The sequence below is a fragment of the Amycolatopsis sp. AA4 genome (genome assembly GCF_002796545.1).
GTDB lineage: Bacteria > Actinomycetota > Actinomycetes > Mycobacteriales > Pseudonocardiaceae > Amycolatopsis.
Genome location: NZ_CP024894.1, coordinates 8096380 through 8111490, shown reverse-complemented (window position 1 = coordinate 8111490; position 15111 = coordinate 8096380). Strand labels below are relative to the sequence as shown.

Genomic DNA, 15111 nt, shown 5'->3' with positions numbered 1-15111 from the left:
CTGCGTCAACGGCGGTACTCGTCGTACCCGTCGTCGTACGGGTCCTCGTACCGCTTGTCGTCCTCGTGGTTGTCCGAGGAACTACTCGACAGCTCGCGCTGCAAAGCATCGAAGTCGGTTTCGTGGGAGCTGTATTTGAGCTCGCGCGCCACCTTCGTCTGCTTGGCCTTAGCCCGGCCGCGCCCCATGGCTCGACCCCCTCGCACAGGGGCGGGGCGGCCGGGGGAATCGGCGGCCCCGCATCGTCTCGACAGTTCTTTCCTGCTGACACCGTACCGTGTCCCGGGGGTTGGATGCGACGTGGCACGGTGTGCTCGTCGCGACAGTGTCCGCCGGACGCCGGTTACCGGCACGTCGATGCGGATCGGCGCTGGTCGGCGTGCCACGATGCTCGGGTGCTCCGACCCTTCGCGGCCTATCTGCGGGTGTACGAACCTCTGCGCGCGCTGGGCGATCCTCCCGCGCAACAGCTGGTCCAGGCCGTTTTCGCGGGCGGGCTCAGCCGGGTCGGGATCGGCGAACGCGAACAGTGGATGTGGCTCAAGTCACAGGCGGCGGCTCCGGTGCGGCTGCTGCCCGCGCAGCTGCGCGACGGACGTCCCTCGCCGAGCCTCGTCAACGACGTGCTCGTGCTCGATCCGGCCGACGTCCCCGCCGGCCACTCGGCCGAGGGCCCGTTCGTGTGCCCGCTCGAACTGCGCGCCCGCTCCGCCGCGGCGCTGAGCACCTTCCTCGCCGACGCCGAGCCGGCGCTGCGGATCGCGGTCCTCGACGCGGGCGGCGTCACGGCGGACCGGGCCCGCGCGCAGGCCAAGGCCGCGATGACCGACCTCACCGCGGCCGCCGCGCACACCCTCACCACCACCTGGACCGTCCCGCTGCCCTGGTTCTCGCTGGTCGACCCGGACGAACGCAAGCTCGTGCTGGGCAGCGGCCCGGCCGATCCGGAGCGGGAGGCGTCCTGGCGCACGCCGATGTCGGCCGCGCTCCGGCGGGCGTCCGAGGCGGCCGAGCTGATCGAGACGACCTTCGGCGACTCCGGCCCCGGCCGGGTGCTCTCGCAGACCCGGCAGTGGCTGGAGAGCTTCGACCCGGACTCGGTCGTCGAACTGGACTACGGCGGTCTCGTGCAGCTGTTCGCCGATTCGCTGCTGGACGCCGACTCCACCGCCGAGGAGGTCCACGACATCCTCGACGCGCTGCGCACCGGGAACGTCGAGGAGCTGGCCGAGCTGTTTTCGCAGCTGCGCGAGTTCTGGGGCGACCTCGCGGCTAAGGAGCACTCCAACTGACCCGCAGCTCGCCCTGCGGTTTGCCGCCGCCGAGCACCGGCGGGTGAGCCAGGTCGGCCAGCTCGTCCGGAGTCTCGACGCCCAGCCGGGCGAGCACGGCCATAGCCAGCGGTGCCAAGGCCCGCTTGTTGCCGTCCGCGATCTTGATCGCGCACGCGGTGCCGTCGCCCAGCGTGAACGCCAGAACACCTTCCGCGCCGCTCTTCGACAGCAGCCCGGGCACGGCCTGCATCAGCCGGGTGTCTTCCCGGCCGGTGCCCGCGACCAGCCACGGGTGCTCCCGCATCGCGTCCGCCACCCGCCGTTCGTCGGTGCCCGGGCTGGCCTGCGCGAGCCGGCCGAACGATCGCGCGAGCCCGGTCGGCGAGAAGGCGAACAGCGGGGCGCTGCAGCCGTCGACCCCGACCGCGGCGATGGACTCGCCGGTCAGCTCCTCGACCGTCTTCGCGAGCTGGACCTGCAGCGGATGGTCCGGCAGCTGGTAGCCGTCGGTGGGCCAGCCGTTCGCGACGCAGGTGGCGAGCATCGCGGCGTGCTTGCCCGAGCAGTTCATGGTGATCTTCCGCGGCTCGTCAGCCGCGCGGCGGGCGTCCTCGCCGATCGGGAACTCGGCCGGGCAGGCCAGTGCCGACGGATCGAGCCCAGCGGCGGCGAGCATGGCGGCGACGCGCTCGACATGTCCGGTTTCGCCGGAATGCGAGGCGCACCCCAGCGCCAGGTCCGCGCCGTCGTAGCCGAGTCCGGCGCGAAGCATCCCGACGCCCTGCAGCGGCTTGTTCGCCGACCGGGGGAAGAACGGGCTGGTCACGTCGCCCGCGGAGAACAGAACGGAGCCGTCTGGCGCGGTCACGACGAGGCATCCGTGGTGGACGCTCTCGACGAACCCGTTCCGGACGACCTCGACGAGGATCGGCTGGCCGGTCATTCCTCGACGCGCCCCAGTTCGCTGTCCAGCAGCTGGTCCACAGTGGCCGCTCCGCTGCTGTAGCGCGCGGCGATCTCGGCGTTGAGCGTGTCCATCACGGTCTGGACCTGGCGGCGGAAGGAGGACACGGAGGCTTCCTCGGCCGCGTAGGTGTCCAGCGCGGCGGCGAGCTTGGCGTCGGTGAGCGAGCCGACGTCGGTGAGCCCGGTGTCGCCGATCAGCGCTTCCGCGTGTCTGCGGTGCTCGCCCGCGCGCGACGGTTCGAGCTGCTGGTGGCGGCCGGAACCGGCGGCCGGGCCGAGCGCGTTGTCGGCGAGGATGGACGCGAGCCGGTCGACGATGCTGCTTTCCCCGCCGGACGAGCGGCGCTCCTGTTCGGCGCGCACGATGTCGATGCGGGCGTGCAGGAGCCGGCGCAGGTAGGACAGGTCCGTCTCTTCCTGCGCGGCCTCGTCGCGCCGCTCGCGCAGCACCGGGAGCGGCAAGTCGCCTAGTCCGGTGAGATATCCCGGGCCGAGGACGCGGTCGATCCGTCGTCGCCCGCCGGGACGCACTTCGATCACGGGCACATCCTGCTCCACATTCGGCGACGACGCTACCGTCGAGTTCACTTCAGCCCCGGAGTCTCTGCGCCGCTTCCCGTCCGGGCGCCGCGTGAACGGCCGGCACCGAGTCCGGATCGACAGTGGCCTGGACCACTCGGTCCTCGTCGCCTGCCAGCAGTTCCGCCCCGCCCGGCACCGAACGTTTGACCAGCGCCAGCGCGATCGGCCCGAGTTCGTGGTGCTGCGCGACCGTGCCGATCCGGCCGACGACGCGCTCGCCGAGCTTCACCGGATCGCCGGTCTCCGGCGTGATCTCCGGCGAACCGTCGAGGTGCAGCAGCGCGAGATACCGCGGCGGGCGGCCGACGTTGTGCACCTTCGAGACGGTTTCCTGGCCGCGGTAGCAGCCCTTCGCGACGTGCGCGGCCGAGCCGATCCAGCCGACCTCGTGCGGGATCGTCCGTTCGTCGGTGTCGACGCCGAGGCGCGGATGCCGCGATTCCACGCGCAGCGCGTCGAACGTCCAAGAGCCGGCCGGACGCGCGCCCGCGTCGGTGAGCCGTTGCCACCATTGAGTGAGCTGAGCGCGCGGCACCACGAGATCCGCGCCCGCTCGCGTCGGCCACGGCATCCGGCGCGCGAAACCGCCTTCGGGCAGCGCGGCCACCGAGTACGGCTCGGTGCCGAGTTCAACGCCCAGCACGCTGTCGGTCTCCGGGCCGAGCACCGAAAGAACGGCGAGTTCTTCGGTCGCGTCGCGAATCTCGACCTTGGACCAGAACTTCATCGCTTCGAGGTACTCGCGCAGGGTTTGCTTGCCGCCCTTGGGCAACGCGCTCGTGACGAGCGGACCGGGGTCGCTGTCGAGGTACACCGTCTCGCCGGCGTGCGCGAGCACGAAGTGGGTGTCGACGTGGCCCTGGCTGTCGAGGACGAGCGCCTCGGTGCCGGTGTTCCCGGCGAGTTCGGTGACGTGCTGCGAGATCACCAAATGCAGCCAGGACAAGCGTTCCTCGCCGGTGACAGCGAGGATTTCTCGGTGCGAGCGGTCGATCACGACCACTCCTCGGGCGGCGGTGCGCTGCTCGGCGAACGGATCGCCCCAGTGCCACGGAACTCCGGCTTCCGGATGGCCCTCGGGCGCGGCGACCGCGCGGGGGATTTCGAGCAGCGGCGAGCTGTACGGCATAACCCTAAGAGTAAGTGAGTACCTTGTGGGGATGCGCGTTCTCGCCTTCCTCGACGGTTCACTGGCCGACCCCGAAGCCGCTCACCTCCGGGTGGACGACCTCGGCCTGCTGCGCGGAGACGGGGTGTTCGAAACGATCCTCGTGGCAGTGAAAAAGCCGCGGGAAATGGGTCCGCACCTCGACCGGCTCGCCCGTTCCGCGGCGATGCTGGACCTGCCCGCCCCGGACCTCGACGGCTTCGCGCGCGCCGCACAGGCAGTCGTCGACGCGTGGCAGGGCGGTCCGGAGATCGCGCTGAAACTCGTGTACACGCGGGGTGTCGACGGCGATCCGGAGGGCAAGCCGACGGCGTTCGCGATGGGCCTGGAGGTCGACGAGAAGGTGCTGCGGGCGCGCACCGAAGGCGTTTCGGTGGTGACTCTGGAACGCGGTTTCGGCCCGGAACTCGCCGAACGCGCCCCGTGGCTTTTGCTGGGCGCGAAAACGGTTTCCTACGCGATGAACATGGCCGCCCTCCGCGAGGCGGCCCGGCGCGGAGCCCAGGATGTGATCTTCACCGCTACCGACGATTCGGTGCTCGAAGGCCCGACCTCGACGGTCGTGCTGGCTAAGGAGCGCACGCTGTACACCCCGCCGTCCACTGTTGGCATCCTGCCAGGAACGACGCAGTACGCGTTGTTCCGCGGCGCGGAGAAGGCCGGTTGGTCGGTGAAGGTGGAGCCGCTGTCGGTGGACGACTTGCTGCGCGGGGAAGGCGTTTTCCTCACGTCGTCGGTCCGGAAGGTGACCCGGGTGCACACGCTGAACGGCACGGAGTTGCCGGATTCGACCGCATTGCACGGGGAGCTGGTGGCGGCTTACGAGAGCGAGTACTGAGCACGGTTCGCCTCGATGTGCGCGAGGTCCCGCAGATAGACCCGATCGTGTCCGGCTGCGAGGTGGCTGGCAAAGCCCTCGTGGCCGGACGCGGCTTGGGTGCGCATGAGGTGCACCAGGTCGCGCAGCCGGGCGACGGCCGATTCGAGCACCGCCGCGCGGTCGGTGAATCCGTAGCTGTCGCAGAACAGCTTCGCGCGGGCGGCCTGCTCTTCGATCGAGCCGAAACCGTCCTGATTGGCCGGATCGGTCAGCGGCGCGAACCGGTAGACGGCGTAGCCGAGGTCGTGCAAGCGCGGGCCGGGATGCGCGGTGTCGAAATCGATCAGGCCCACGACTTCTTCGCCGCGCAGCACGCAGTTGTACGGCGCGAAGTCGCCATGACAGATGACCTCGGCCGGTTCTCGGTCGGGCAGCATCCAGCCGCCGGGAAGGACGAGGTCCGCAGTCGCGTCGTGGTACCTGCGCAGCAGCTTCGCGGCGGAAATCAACGCGGTGGTGCTGCGAGCCGCGGGGGTGAGCGGGTAATCGCTGACCTCGCCGGGCAGGAACTCCAGCACGTCGGTGTCGCCTTCGCTGCCGAAATACCGCGGAGCCTGCCGGAATCCGACGTCTTCGAGGTGGCGCAGCAGCGCGGCGACCCGGTCGCTCCACGGCCCGCGGTCGCGCCGGACCGTAGAGCCGATCCGGACGACCGTGTTCAGCCCGCCGCGGAACACCTGCCGATCTTCGGTCATCTCCCCGAAGTTAGCTGGAACTTTCGGCCCGAGCAGCAGAAATAAGCACCACCGACGGCGTGACCCCCTCCGCCCGGTACGCGCTGATCTTGTGGTGCCCGTCCACCAGCATCGGCCGCGTACCGGACAAAACCACCGCCACTGGCCGGTGTCCTGACCGGATTGCCGTGCGGTAGTAAGCGACTCCGGCGTCGTCGTCGTCCGGCCAGTCGGTCGCCGGGGCCAGCGTCGCCGCTTCGAAGCGTTGGGGGCCGCTCACCCGGTAGTGGCCGTCGACGAGCAGCGCCAGCAGGTCGCGGAGGGTTTCCGCCAGCGGCAGGCGGACCTGACCGGTCGCGAGCGCGATGCGCAGCGACTGCGGCAGCTCCGCCCGTCCTCCGGTGTTCAGCTCCAGGAAACCCGCGCCGCCGGTGATCGTTACCCGTTCCACGCTCAGAAGGACGCGTGGAACCGCACCAAGGTTCCGGGGCGTGCTTGCGCGAGTGCTCCGAGTGACGCCCGTCTCACGACCGCGACCACGGGATAACCGCCGGTGGTCGGGTGATCGGAGAGGAAGACCAGCGGCAATCCGTTCGGCGGGACCTGGATCGCGCCGGTGAGCACGCCTTCGCTGGGCAACTCCGAAGTGGACACTCGACGTAGTGGCGGCCCGTCCAGGCGGACCCCCACTCGGTTGGATTCCTCGGTGACTGTCCACTGTGCGTTGAGCGCGCTCGTGGCGTCGGCGAACCAGTCGTCGCGGGGGCCAAGCAGAACCGGCACGGTCAGCTGCGGCGGCGCGGGCGGGGCGGCGACCACGTCGGCACCGGACGGAACACCGGTGACGGGACCGAGGGGGACCGTCCTGCCCGCGTCCAACGGAGACGGTCCCAGTCCAGAAAGGACATCCGTCGACCGGCTCCCCAGCACCGGCGGAACCGCGACGCCGCCGGACACCGTCAGGTAGCAGCGCAATCCGGTCGCGGGTCGGCCGATGGTCAGTTCTTGGCCTGGCTGCAACGGAATCGGCGTGTGCGAGCCCATTTCCCTGCCGCCCACGGACACCGCGACGGGTGGTCCGGTCACCGCGGCGGTGCACGAAGCAGCGGCCCGGACGGTCAGCCCGCCCAGCACGGTTTCGATCCCGGCGGCGTCCTCGGGATTGCCGACGAGCCGGTTGCCGAGTCGCAACGCGGCGACGTCGAGGGCACCCGACGGTGGGACGCCCAGATGTGCGTAACCAGGGCGGCCGAGGTCTTGCACCAAAGCCAGCGAACCGGGCGAGACGATCTCCAGCGCACGCATCAGACGCTCCGGAACCGCACTCGGAGACCGGGCGTGAACAACGCCGGCTGCGCGGCGGAAGGGTCGAACAGCGTCGCCTCGGTGTGTCCGAGCAACCGCCAGCCACCAGGGGATTCGCGCGGATAGACGCCGGTGTACTCGTCCGCGATGGCCACCGACCCGGCGGGAACGCGGGTGCGCGGAGAACTGAGCCGCGGCTGCCGCAGTTCGGCGGGAAGTCCGGCGAGATAACCGAAACCGGGCGCGAAACCGGTGAACGCGACCGTGTAGACCGCGCTGGTGTGGAGAGTGACGACCTGGTCGACGGTGAGCCCCGCGTCCTCAGCGACCAGGGCGAGATCTTCGCCGGAGTAGCGCACGTCCAGAACAACTTCGCGGCCGTCCCCGGCAGGCGGATGCGCCAGATCGGCCGAAGCCAGCAGCGATCGCGCGGCCTCCCGAGCCGCCGCGGTCCCGACCACCAGCAGGGTGCGCGCCCCGGGAACGATCTCCTCGACCCCGTCGAGCGCGGCTTCGAGGAGGGTGGCCCGGGCCGCGCTCATCTCCTCGAGCGAGGCGCAGTCGAGCAGGGCGGCGTCTTCGCCGTACCGCCGCCAGCGCACGGCGTCTCCCGGAGCCTCAGCCCACCACGCGGCGCAGCAGCGCGGAGGCGTGCGGCTGCATTTCCTGGCCGACCATCGCGCGTTCCTCGACGTAGCCGAGGTCGCCGTTCACCAGGCCGTACAGCCGCTGCGCACCAGTGACCTCCTTGGCCGTCGCGGTGCGGATGACCGCGTCGGTGCCGAGTTCCCAGGCCGTCTGGCTGCGCGGTTTGCCGTAGAACAGCTCGACGATGCCGGAGCTGTGCGTGAGCAGCAGTTCCAGGGTGTCGTCCTCCTGCGGCCGCCAGAACCCGGTTTCGCGGGCGGCCGGCCGCAGCACGCTGCCGTCCTCGTTCAGCAGCCACGAGCGCGCCTCGTGGAACAGGAACGGGCGGCCGTCGTGGGAGACGGTCAGCTGCTGGGCGAACTTGATCGGCCCGTCGATCGTCGGGTAGTCGATCTCGCCCTCGCCGCGCCAGACGCCGACGAGCGGCAGCAGCGCGAGGCACGCGTCGTTCAGGTTCGGGCCCTCGCGCAGGTTGGCCGTGTCGTTCGGGATCGGCAGGTCGTCCCACAACGGCAGGTTGCGGTCGCGCGTGCTTTCCGCCCGCTTCTCGGCTGCCGCGATGGCTTCGTCGCCACTCGTCATGCTGATCAGCGCTGGTCGGCGTACAGCCGGTAGACGACGTAGACCGCGAACCACACGGTGGCGATGCCCGCGATGATCAACAGGGTCGTAAACAAGGTCTCCACAGCGAGGACAATAGTCCGCCCCGGCTCATCTAGCGCCGCGCAGGGTCGCGGCGGTGAGGACGGTCACCGCCAGCAGCGCCGCTCCGGCCACCGCCATCGCGGTCCACAGCCCGGACGTGAGCGTGCTGCCCTGATCGAGGAGGGCTCCGAGCGCGGCCACGCCGAGCGCCATTCCGACCTGCCGCGCGGCGTTCACCGTGCCGGCCGCGGTGCCCGTGCGCCGCACCGGAAGCCCGGCGAGGCCGACGACGTTGGTCGGGGTGATGCTCAGGCCCAGTCCGACGCCGGACAGCGTCAGCGGGACGCTGAGCAGCCAGTACGGGCTCGCGGCGTCGACCAGCAGGAAGGCGAGACTGCCCGCCGCCGTGATGGCGAGACCGACCGGCAGCACGCGTTCCGCGGTGAACCGGCCGGCGAGCCGTCCGGAGAAGAACGCGAGAACGGCGTTGGCGACGACGTACGGCAGCATCTGCACGCCGGTCGCCGAGGCGGTGCTGCCCCAGGCTTGCTGCAGGTACACGGCGAGCAGCATCGGCAGCGGATAGCACGCGAAGCCGAGGACGAACGAGGTGAAAATCGAGGCGGCGAACCGGAACTTGCCGAACAGCCGGATCGGCAGCATCGGATGCGGGGCGCGCAGCTCCACGACGATGAACGCGGTCAAGCCGAGTGCGCCGAGCGCGGCGGCCACGATGTCGGACGCGATCACGGCGTAAGTGAAGGATCCGATCCATAGCGCGCCGAGCAGCTGTCCCGGCAAGTCCAGCGCGCCGTGCGCCGGATCGGACGACTCCTCGAGACCCCGGCGGCCAGCGAGTACCGCGAAGATTCCGATCGGCAGGTTGATCAGGAAGATGGTCGGCCAGCCGAGCGCGTCGGTGATCGGTCCGCCGATGAGCGGGCCGATGACGAGCGCGCATCCGGCCACTCCGCCCCACGCCCCCAGCATCCGGGCCCGTTCCCGCGGCTCCGGATACGCGTGCGCGAGGAGCGCGAGTCCGCCCGGGATGACCGCGGCGGCCGCGATTCCTTGCAGCACACGGGCGGCGATGAGCAAGCCGAGCGTCGGGGCGAGGCCGCACCCCAGCGAGGCGAGCGTGAACACGGCCAGCCCGCCGAGGTAGATCCGCCTGCGGCCGTACCGGTCGCCGAGCGTGCCGCCGGTGAGCATCAGCGCGGCGAGCCCGACGGTGTATCCGTCCACGATCCATTGCAGGTCAGCGAATTCGGCGTGCAGGTCGCGCTGGATGGTCGGCAGCGCGATGCTCACCACGCTCGCGTCGAGCAACGCCATGAAGCTGCCGAGGAACACGGCGGTGGCCAGCAATGGGCTCCGCGTAACGGTTTTCGTTTGCGTCACGCAAGCGAGCTTGGGTCCTCAAGCCGCCTTGAGGTCAAGCGTTCCCGCGGACGCGAGAAGGGCCCCTCGGCAACCGAGGGGCCCTTCTGCGAGAAAACCTTGTCAGGCAACCGAAATGGCCAGCTGGTGCAGGCCCGGCCCCTCCGCGGTCACGTTGGCCTCGCCGTTGCCCGTGCGGTGCAGCGCGCGCACCGTCCAGGAACCCTCAGCCGCGTAGAACCGGAAGTCGCCGTCCGCCGAGGACACGACCTCGCCGGCGAAGTCGCCGCCGCCGTCGAGCAGCCGGACGAACGCGCCGCCGACCGGTCCCTCCGCGCCGGTGACCTTGCCGGCCAGCACGACCTGACCGTTGGTGTCGAAGTCCGCCGGGGTCGCGACCTGTGCCGGTGCGCTGCAGCCGTCTGCCATCACTTAGCTCCCAACTCGACCGGAACGCCGACCAGCGAACCGTATTCCGTCCACGAACCGTCGTAGTTCTTCACGTCCTGCTGGCCGAGCAGCTCGTGCAGGGCGAACCAGGCGATCGACGAACGCTCGCCGATGCGGCAGTACGCGATGGTCGGCTTGCTCTCGTCGTAGCCGGCCTCGGCGTAGAGGTCCTTGATCTCCTGCTCGGACTTGAAGGTGCCGTCCTCGTTGGCGACCTTCGCCCACGGCACGTTCAGCGCGCCCGGGATGTGGCCCGGCACCTGCGACTGCTCCTGCGGCAGGTGCGCCGGGGCGAGCAGCTTGCCGGAGAACTCGTCCGGCGAGCGCACGTCGATGTAGTTCTTCGAGCCGATCGACTGGACGACCTCGTCGCGGAACGCGCGCAGCGACAGGTCCTGGTCCTTGGCCTTGTAGTTGGTCGGCTCGCGCTTGACCTCGTCGGAGTTCAGCTCGCGGCCGTCGAGCTCCCACTTCTTGCGGCCGCCGTCGAGCAGCTGCACGTTCTCGTGGCCGTAGAGCTTGAAGTACCAGTACGCGTACGCGGCGAACCAGTTGTTGTTGCCGCCGTAGAGGATCACGCGGTCGTCGTTCGAGATGCCCTTCTCCGACAGGAGCTTCTCGAAGCCCTCCTTGTTGACGAAGTCGCGGCGGACGCCGTCCTGGAGGTCGTTGCGCCAGTCGAGCTTCACCGCGCCGCGGATGTGCCCGTTGTCGTAAGCGGTCGTGTCCTCGTCGACCTCGGCGAACACCACGCCCGGGGTGTCCAGGTTTTCCTCGGCCCACTGGGTGGTGACCAGGACGTCTTCTCGGCTCATGGGAGGCTGGCTCTCTTTCTGATCGATACTGCGGCGCGCAGCGCTGTCGGTTGAGGGTGGTGGCGGGGGCATGGATGGATGGGGTTTTACGAGGACGCCCGCGCGGGGCTGAAACGCTTGATCAGCAGGTACACCTGGCACCCGAGGCAGTAGTTGAAAGCCGCGTTGAGGAACGCGGCGAAGAGCGCGAACGCGGTCGCGACGACGCCGAGCGGCGTCACGCCGGTCGCGAAGCCGATCGTGCCGACGAGCGCGAACACGAACCCGACCGCCTGCGCGAACCGCAGCGGGGCGGCGTCCTCGCGTTCGGTCGTCGGCCCGAGCCGCGGCGCGACCACGAGCCGGTACAGCACCGAGTACGGCGCGGGCTTGAGCCCGACGAACGCCCCGATCGCGAAGACCACGGTCTGCAGCGCGAGCAAGGGCCACCACTGCGTGACGAGCACGACGGCGAGCACCACCGTGGTCACGATCGCGGCGAACCTGGGACCTCGCGGGTCTACGGCCGGTCCGGCGGACATGGGTTCCTCCTGCTCAGTGCGAGGGGAAGGGCGTGCGGACGCACGCGGCGAAGACGGGTCGAGCGGCGGGACGGCGCGAGACGTGCTTCAGCGCCGACCGGAAAAAGGCAGACACAAGCTGCTGCGCACGCGGCAGAAATCGACCGCGCGGCGCTGCGTCAGGAGGGTGATGGGCAGCTCGTCCACAGGGGGGAGGGTACCCAGGCTCGCTCGCTCCCGGAACCATGTTCATTCCTTGGGACGAGGTCCGGATCCTGAGAATCAACCATCGCGGACCGCGGTGCCAGGCGCTTCCCCAATGTGGCATTGGGTGCATCTGACGCACCGAACGCCACATTGGGTGCGTGCGACGCACCCAATGCCACATTGGGGCGGCACCGGGAGGCCGGGGAGGCAGGGACCGCGCGGGTCAGTGCGACGCGGCGGCCAGATGCGGGCGGAGCGCCTCGAGCAGCTCCGGGCACTTGGGCACGCCGCCCACGCGCAGCAGTTCCCGGCCTTCCGGGTCCAGCGCGAGCGTGGTCGGCGTGCTGAGCACCGACAGCGCCTGCGCGACCTCGGGACGTTCGGTGACGTCCAGGTCGACGTGGTGCAGGCCGTCGGTCTTCTCCGCGAGCGACGACAGAATCGCCCGCGTGTGCCGGCACGGGGTGCAGAAGGTGGTGGAGATCTGCACCAGGGTGACGGCGGATTGCGGATCAAGGGCCTCGGCGACCGGAGCGGGGAGCGGGCGGGTCGCGGCGGCCGGTTTGGCCGCGCGGATCCGCCCGTTGCGGGCGCGCAGGACGAGGCCCGCGGCCGTCGCGACGACCAGCGTCGCCAGCAGCACCCACACTCCGGTCACCGGGATCAGCCTCCGTGGTTGGCGGACAGGTCGGCGAAGTTCACGTCGTGCGCTTCGCCCTTGATCGTCACCGAACCGCTGTCCACGCGGACCGCGGTCGGGGTGACCGACAGCGGCAGCCGGGTCGTCGAGATGGACGCCCGGAAGTTCGGCAGCAGAGCTTTCTGCACAGCTTCCGGAACGATCGTGGTCGTCTGGTCATTCCCGAACTGCAACCGGTAAGGCACGATCGAGATCGTCTTTTCCTTGAGCTGGATCAGCGCGAAGCAGAAGATCTCCACCTTCTGCCCGGCCACCTGCACGTCGCCGGAGATCCGCACGCCCGCGCTGGTGCCGTCGGCCGGTTCGCCGTCGGCGTTGGTCGGCGTCGGGTCCGGCTGCTTGCCCTGCTCGGTGTCGCCGTACTTCACGTACGCCTGGGTCGACTGCTCGATCTTCAGGTTCTGGATCTTGTTCAGCGGCGAGACCCGGGCGAGGTCGGACGCCTTGATCGTCACCGCGCCGGTGAGCTTGCCGATCTTCACCGCCTTGGTGTTGCCGGACGTCAGGTCCGACAGCGGCGCGATCACGTCCTCCAGTTCGGCGCTCACGCGCAGGTCGCGCAGTTCGCTGCCGACGGGCACGCCGTCCGCGGAAACGGTGATGTGACTGTAGTCACCCGAGAGCGCCTGCACGGTGAACGGGAAGCCGTGGATGGTGACCGACGGATCGTCGCTCAGCCCGAGCTGTGCGCGGGCCTTCTGCGAGATCGTGTGCTCGGCGAAGGCCGCCGCTCCGAAATCCGCACCGACCAGCAGGAGCACCAGCACTCCCAGCACGATGAGCCACCGCCGTACGCGCCTGCCTCGCCGGCCGCTGCCGGGGTTGCTGGCCGGTCGGTCGTCCCGGGTCACGGGCCTGCTCGCCATCGCCTCGGTTCTCCTGTTCGGGTGGATTTCGTCGTGGTGCGGGTCACGCCCGGACCATCGGCCCAGGTGTGATCGATCCAGCACGCGCTAGGTGCCGGGGTGTTCACCCGCTATTCTCACTTAGCACCGACCGACGCCACGTTCGAGGCGACGAATCTGAAGGCGGTGCGGATCATGAGCTTGGACCTGCTGGTGCTGACGGGGGAACTCGACGCTACCTCCGTATTACCCGCGCTGGACCTGCTGCCGCACACCGTACGCGTACGCGAGCCGGAAGTGACGGCCCTGCTCGACGCGGGCCACCGCGACGTCATCCTTCTCGACGCGCGCAGCGACCTCGCTTCCGCGAAGAGCCTGTGCCGTCTGCTCAAAGGCGCGGAGGACGAATCGGGCACGCCGGTCATCGCGGTCGTCGGCGAGGGCGGTTTGGTCGCGGTCAACTCCGAATGGCGCACGGACGACATCCTGCTGCCCACCGCCGGTCCCGCGGAGGTGGACGCACGGCTGCGGCTGGCCACCACTCGCGACGGCGTCGGCCTGCAGGCGGATGCCGAACTGCGCGTAGGCGACCTTGTCATTGACGAAGCGACGTACACGGCGAAGCTGCGCCGTCGCACGCTCGAGCTGACGTACAAGGAATTCGAACTCCTCAAGTACCTCGCCCAGCACGCTGGCCGCGTCTTCACTCGCGCGCAGTTGCTGCAGGAAGTGTGGGGCTACGACTTCTTCGGCGGCACGCGCACGGTCGACGTCCACGTACGGCGGCTTCGCGCGAAGCTCGGCCCGGAGCACGAGCAGATGATCGGCACTGTGCGGAACGTCGGTTACAAGTTCGAGCGTCCGGCGAAGGGCGCGAAGCCGGTTGTCGCCGTTCCCACCGACGCTTCGGAGCTGACCTCCCGCTGACGTTCGCCGGTAAGGTCGGTTCGTGGCTATCGACCTTGGCGACTGGACGACCGATCCCGACGACGCGGTGCGCGAAGTGCTGCTCGCGGCCAAAGCGACCGACGGACGTCCCGAGGTCGACGCGAGCGGTCCGTTGCCGCGTGATTTCGACGGCGGACTGCATCTCCTCGCTCGCTTTGACGGCGCGCCGGCCGGATACGTCCACCTTGATACTGAAGGCGACTCACACGGCCATCAGGTCGCGGAGCTGTTCGTGCACCCGGATTTCCGGCGTCGCGGCGTCGGCACCGCGCTCGCGCAGGCGGTCGTCGAGCGCGCCGACGCGGGGCTGCGCGTGTGGGCGCACGGCGATCACCCCGGTGCGGCCGCGATCGCGGCGAAACTCGGACTCGGCCGTCAGCGCGAGCTGCTGATCCTGCACGTCGACGTCTCCGCTGCGGACTGGCCGGAACCGGTGCTGCACAACGGTTTCCGGCTGCGGACGTTCGTCCCCGGCCAGGACGAGGACGCGATGGTCGCGGTCAACGCGCGCGCGTTCGACTGGCATCCGGAACAGGGCGCGCTGACCGTCGCCGAGGTCCGCGCCGAAGAACGCCACGCCTGGTTCGATCCGGCCGGTTTCTTCCTCGCGGAGAACGAAAGCGGCGAGGTCGTCGGCTTCCACTGGACGAAGGTGCACGACCCGGTGCCCGGCCGTTTCGACGGCGACCCGGTCGGGGAGGTCTACGTGGTTGGCGTCGATCCTGCTACTCAGGGTAGCGGCCTGGGGAAGGCGCTGACCTTGGCCGGACTCCGCTACCTGCGGTCCCGGGGACTACCGAGGGTGATCCTCTACGTCGAGGGCGACAACGCCGCGGCTTTGGCGGTGTACAACAAGCTGGGGTTCCAGCGTTTCGAGACCGACGTCCAGTACGGTGCGTGATCACGGTCGACGCGAGCGGTGACCTGTGTTACTTTCCGCGTACTAGCAGGTCACGACCAGGCCACGGCACCCGTTCGGGGTAGTAGTCCTGCTCACAAACGGTGACTTGTTCACCTGCCGTTCATCCAACCAAGGACGGCCGTCCACCGAGGCTGCCTAGTGTCCGGTTTCGGCGCGGCTCACCCCGCCGCCGATCCCGACCGGATTCAAAAAGGCACATCTC

The 15111-nt window shown here is 69.7% G+C and carries 19 protein-coding genes; 4 read left to right on the top strand and 15 right to left on the bottom strand.

From position 1 onward, the window contains the following. Nucleotides 1–5: 5 nt before the first annotated feature. Nucleotides 6–188 carry a DUF3073 domain-containing protein gene (locus CU254_RS37540; protein ID WP_037716129.1) on the bottom strand — a complete coding sequence of 61 codons (183 nt, stop codon included), beginning with the start codon at nt 186–188 and terminating at the stop codon, nt 6–8. A gap of 207 nt (nt 189–395) precedes the next feature. Between CU254_RS37540 and CU254_RS37535 the strand changes: the two genes are divergently transcribed. Further along, nucleotides 396–1292 (top strand): hypothetical protein, encoded by an 897-nt coding sequence (locus CU254_RS37535; RefSeq protein ID WP_009084746.1) that lies wholly within the window; start codon nt 396–398, stop codon nt 1290–1292. Here the strand turns inward: CU254_RS37535 and CU254_RS37530 are convergent. The 3 genes from CU254_RS37530 to CU254_RS37520 are packed head-to-tail and all read right to left on the bottom strand — an operon-like array spanning nt 1273 to nt 3951. Continuing rightward, on the bottom strand, nt 1273–2217 hold the full coding sequence (locus tag CU254_RS37530) for an asparaginase (protein ID WP_009084744.1): 945 nt from the start codon (nt 2215–2217) through the stop codon (nt 1273–1275). The two genes, CU254_RS37535 and CU254_RS37530, sit on opposite strands and share 20 nt — an antisense overlap. After that, nucleotides 2214–2780 (bottom strand): hypothetical protein, encoded by a 567-nt coding sequence (locus tag CU254_RS37525; protein ID WP_009084742.1) that lies wholly within the window; start codon nt 2778–2780, stop codon nt 2214–2216. Before CU254_RS37525 ends, CU254_RS37530 begins: the two co-directional genes overlap by 4 nt. 49 nt (nt 2781–2829) lie before the next feature. Continuing rightward, nucleotides 2830–3951: a folate-binding protein YgfZ gene (locus CU254_RS37520; protein ID WP_009084741.1), complete on the bottom strand. Its 1122-nt coding sequence runs from the start codon at nt 3949–3951 to the stop codon at nt 2830–2832. 31 nt (nt 3952–3982) lie between these two features. Here CU254_RS37520 and CU254_RS37515 point away from each other — a divergent pair, with 31 nt between their 5' ends. Next, complete coding sequence (locus CU254_RS37515; protein WP_009084739.1) at nt 3983–4828, top strand: aminodeoxychorismate lyase; 846 nt, start codon at nt 3983–3985, stop codon at nt 4826–4828. Here CU254_RS37515 and CU254_RS37510 read toward each other — a convergent pair. The 11 genes from CU254_RS37510 to CU254_RS37460 form a co-directional block, all read right to left on the bottom strand. After that, nucleotides 4810–5565, bottom strand: coding sequence for an aminoglycoside phosphotransferase family protein (locus CU254_RS37510; RefSeq protein WP_009084737.1), 756 nt, complete (start codon nt 5563–5565; stop codon nt 4810–4812). The genes CU254_RS37515 and CU254_RS37510 overlap by 19 nt on opposite strands. A 10-nt stretch (nt 5566–5575) precedes the next feature. After that, nucleotides 5576–5995 carry a hypothetical protein gene (locus tag CU254_RS37505; protein ID WP_009084736.1) on the bottom strand — a complete coding sequence of 140 codons (420 nt, stop codon included), beginning with the start codon at nt 5993–5995 and terminating at the stop codon, nt 5576–5578. A gap of 2 nt (nt 5996–5997) precedes the next feature. Beyond that, on the bottom strand, nt 5998–6849 hold the full coding sequence (locus tag CU254_RS37500; protein ID WP_009084734.1) for a biotin-dependent carboxyltransferase family protein: 852 nt from the start codon (nt 6847–6849) through the stop codon (nt 5998–6000). Then, nucleotides 6849–7451: an allophanate hydrolase subunit 1 gene (locus CU254_RS37495; protein WP_009084733.1), complete on the bottom strand. Its 603-nt coding sequence runs from the start codon at nt 7449–7451 to the stop codon at nt 6849–6851. Before CU254_RS37495 ends, CU254_RS37500 begins: the two co-directional genes overlap by 1 nt. 16 nt (nt 7452–7467) lie before the next feature. Next, nucleotides 7468–8079, bottom strand: a complete 612-nt coding sequence (locus tag CU254_RS37490) for an FABP family protein (protein WP_009084731.1) — start codon at nt 8077–8079, stop codon at nt 7468–7470. A 129-nt stretch (nt 8080–8208) separates the two neighbouring features. After that, the gene (locus CU254_RS37485; protein WP_009084728.1) at nt 8209–9543 is read right to left on the bottom strand and encodes an MFS transporter; all 1335 of its coding nucleotides are present in this window, start codon (nt 9541–9543) and stop codon (nt 8209–8211) included. Between the two features lie 102 nt (nt 9544–9645). Continuing rightward, nucleotides 9646–9951 (bottom strand): DUF1416 domain-containing protein, encoded by a 306-nt coding sequence (locus CU254_RS37480; protein ID WP_009084726.1) that lies wholly within the window; start codon nt 9949–9951, stop codon nt 9646–9648. Continuing rightward, nucleotides 9951–10787: a sulfurtransferase gene (locus CU254_RS37475; protein ID WP_009084724.1), complete on the bottom strand. Its 837-nt coding sequence runs from the start codon at nt 10785–10787 to the stop codon at nt 9951–9953. The genes CU254_RS37480 and CU254_RS37475 overlap by 1 nt, the downstream gene beginning before the upstream one ends. Before the next feature lie 86 nt (nt 10788–10873). Continuing rightward, nucleotides 10874–11308, bottom strand: a complete 435-nt coding sequence (locus CU254_RS37470) for a DUF4395 domain-containing protein (RefSeq protein WP_009084723.1) — start codon at nt 11306–11308, stop codon at nt 10874–10876. Between the two features lie 409 nt (nt 11309–11717). Further along, nucleotides 11718–12152: a thioredoxin family protein gene (locus CU254_RS37465; RefSeq protein ID WP_037716126.1), complete on the bottom strand. Its 435-nt coding sequence runs from the start codon at nt 12150–12152 to the stop codon at nt 11718–11720. Nucleotides 12153–12157: 5 nt separating this feature from the next. Further along, a complete protein-coding gene (locus CU254_RS37460; RefSeq protein ID WP_078561026.1) occupies nt 12158–13060 on the bottom strand; it encodes a DUF2993 domain-containing protein in 903 nt (300 codons plus the stop codon). Nucleotides 13061–13234: 174 nt separating this feature from the next. On the opposite strand from CU254_RS37460, the gene CU254_RS37455 reads away from it, so the two are divergent. Next, nucleotides 13235–13966: a response regulator transcription factor gene (locus CU254_RS37455; protein WP_037718614.1), complete on the top strand. Its 732-nt coding sequence runs from the start codon at nt 13235–13237 to the stop codon at nt 13964–13966. Between the two features lie 22 nt (nt 13967–13988). After that, complete coding sequence (mshD, locus tag CU254_RS37450) at nt 13989–14888, top strand: mycothiol synthase (RefSeq protein ID WP_009084714.1); 900 nt, start codon at nt 13989–13991, stop codon at nt 14886–14888. Nucleotides 14889–15111 lie beyond the last annotated feature (223 nt).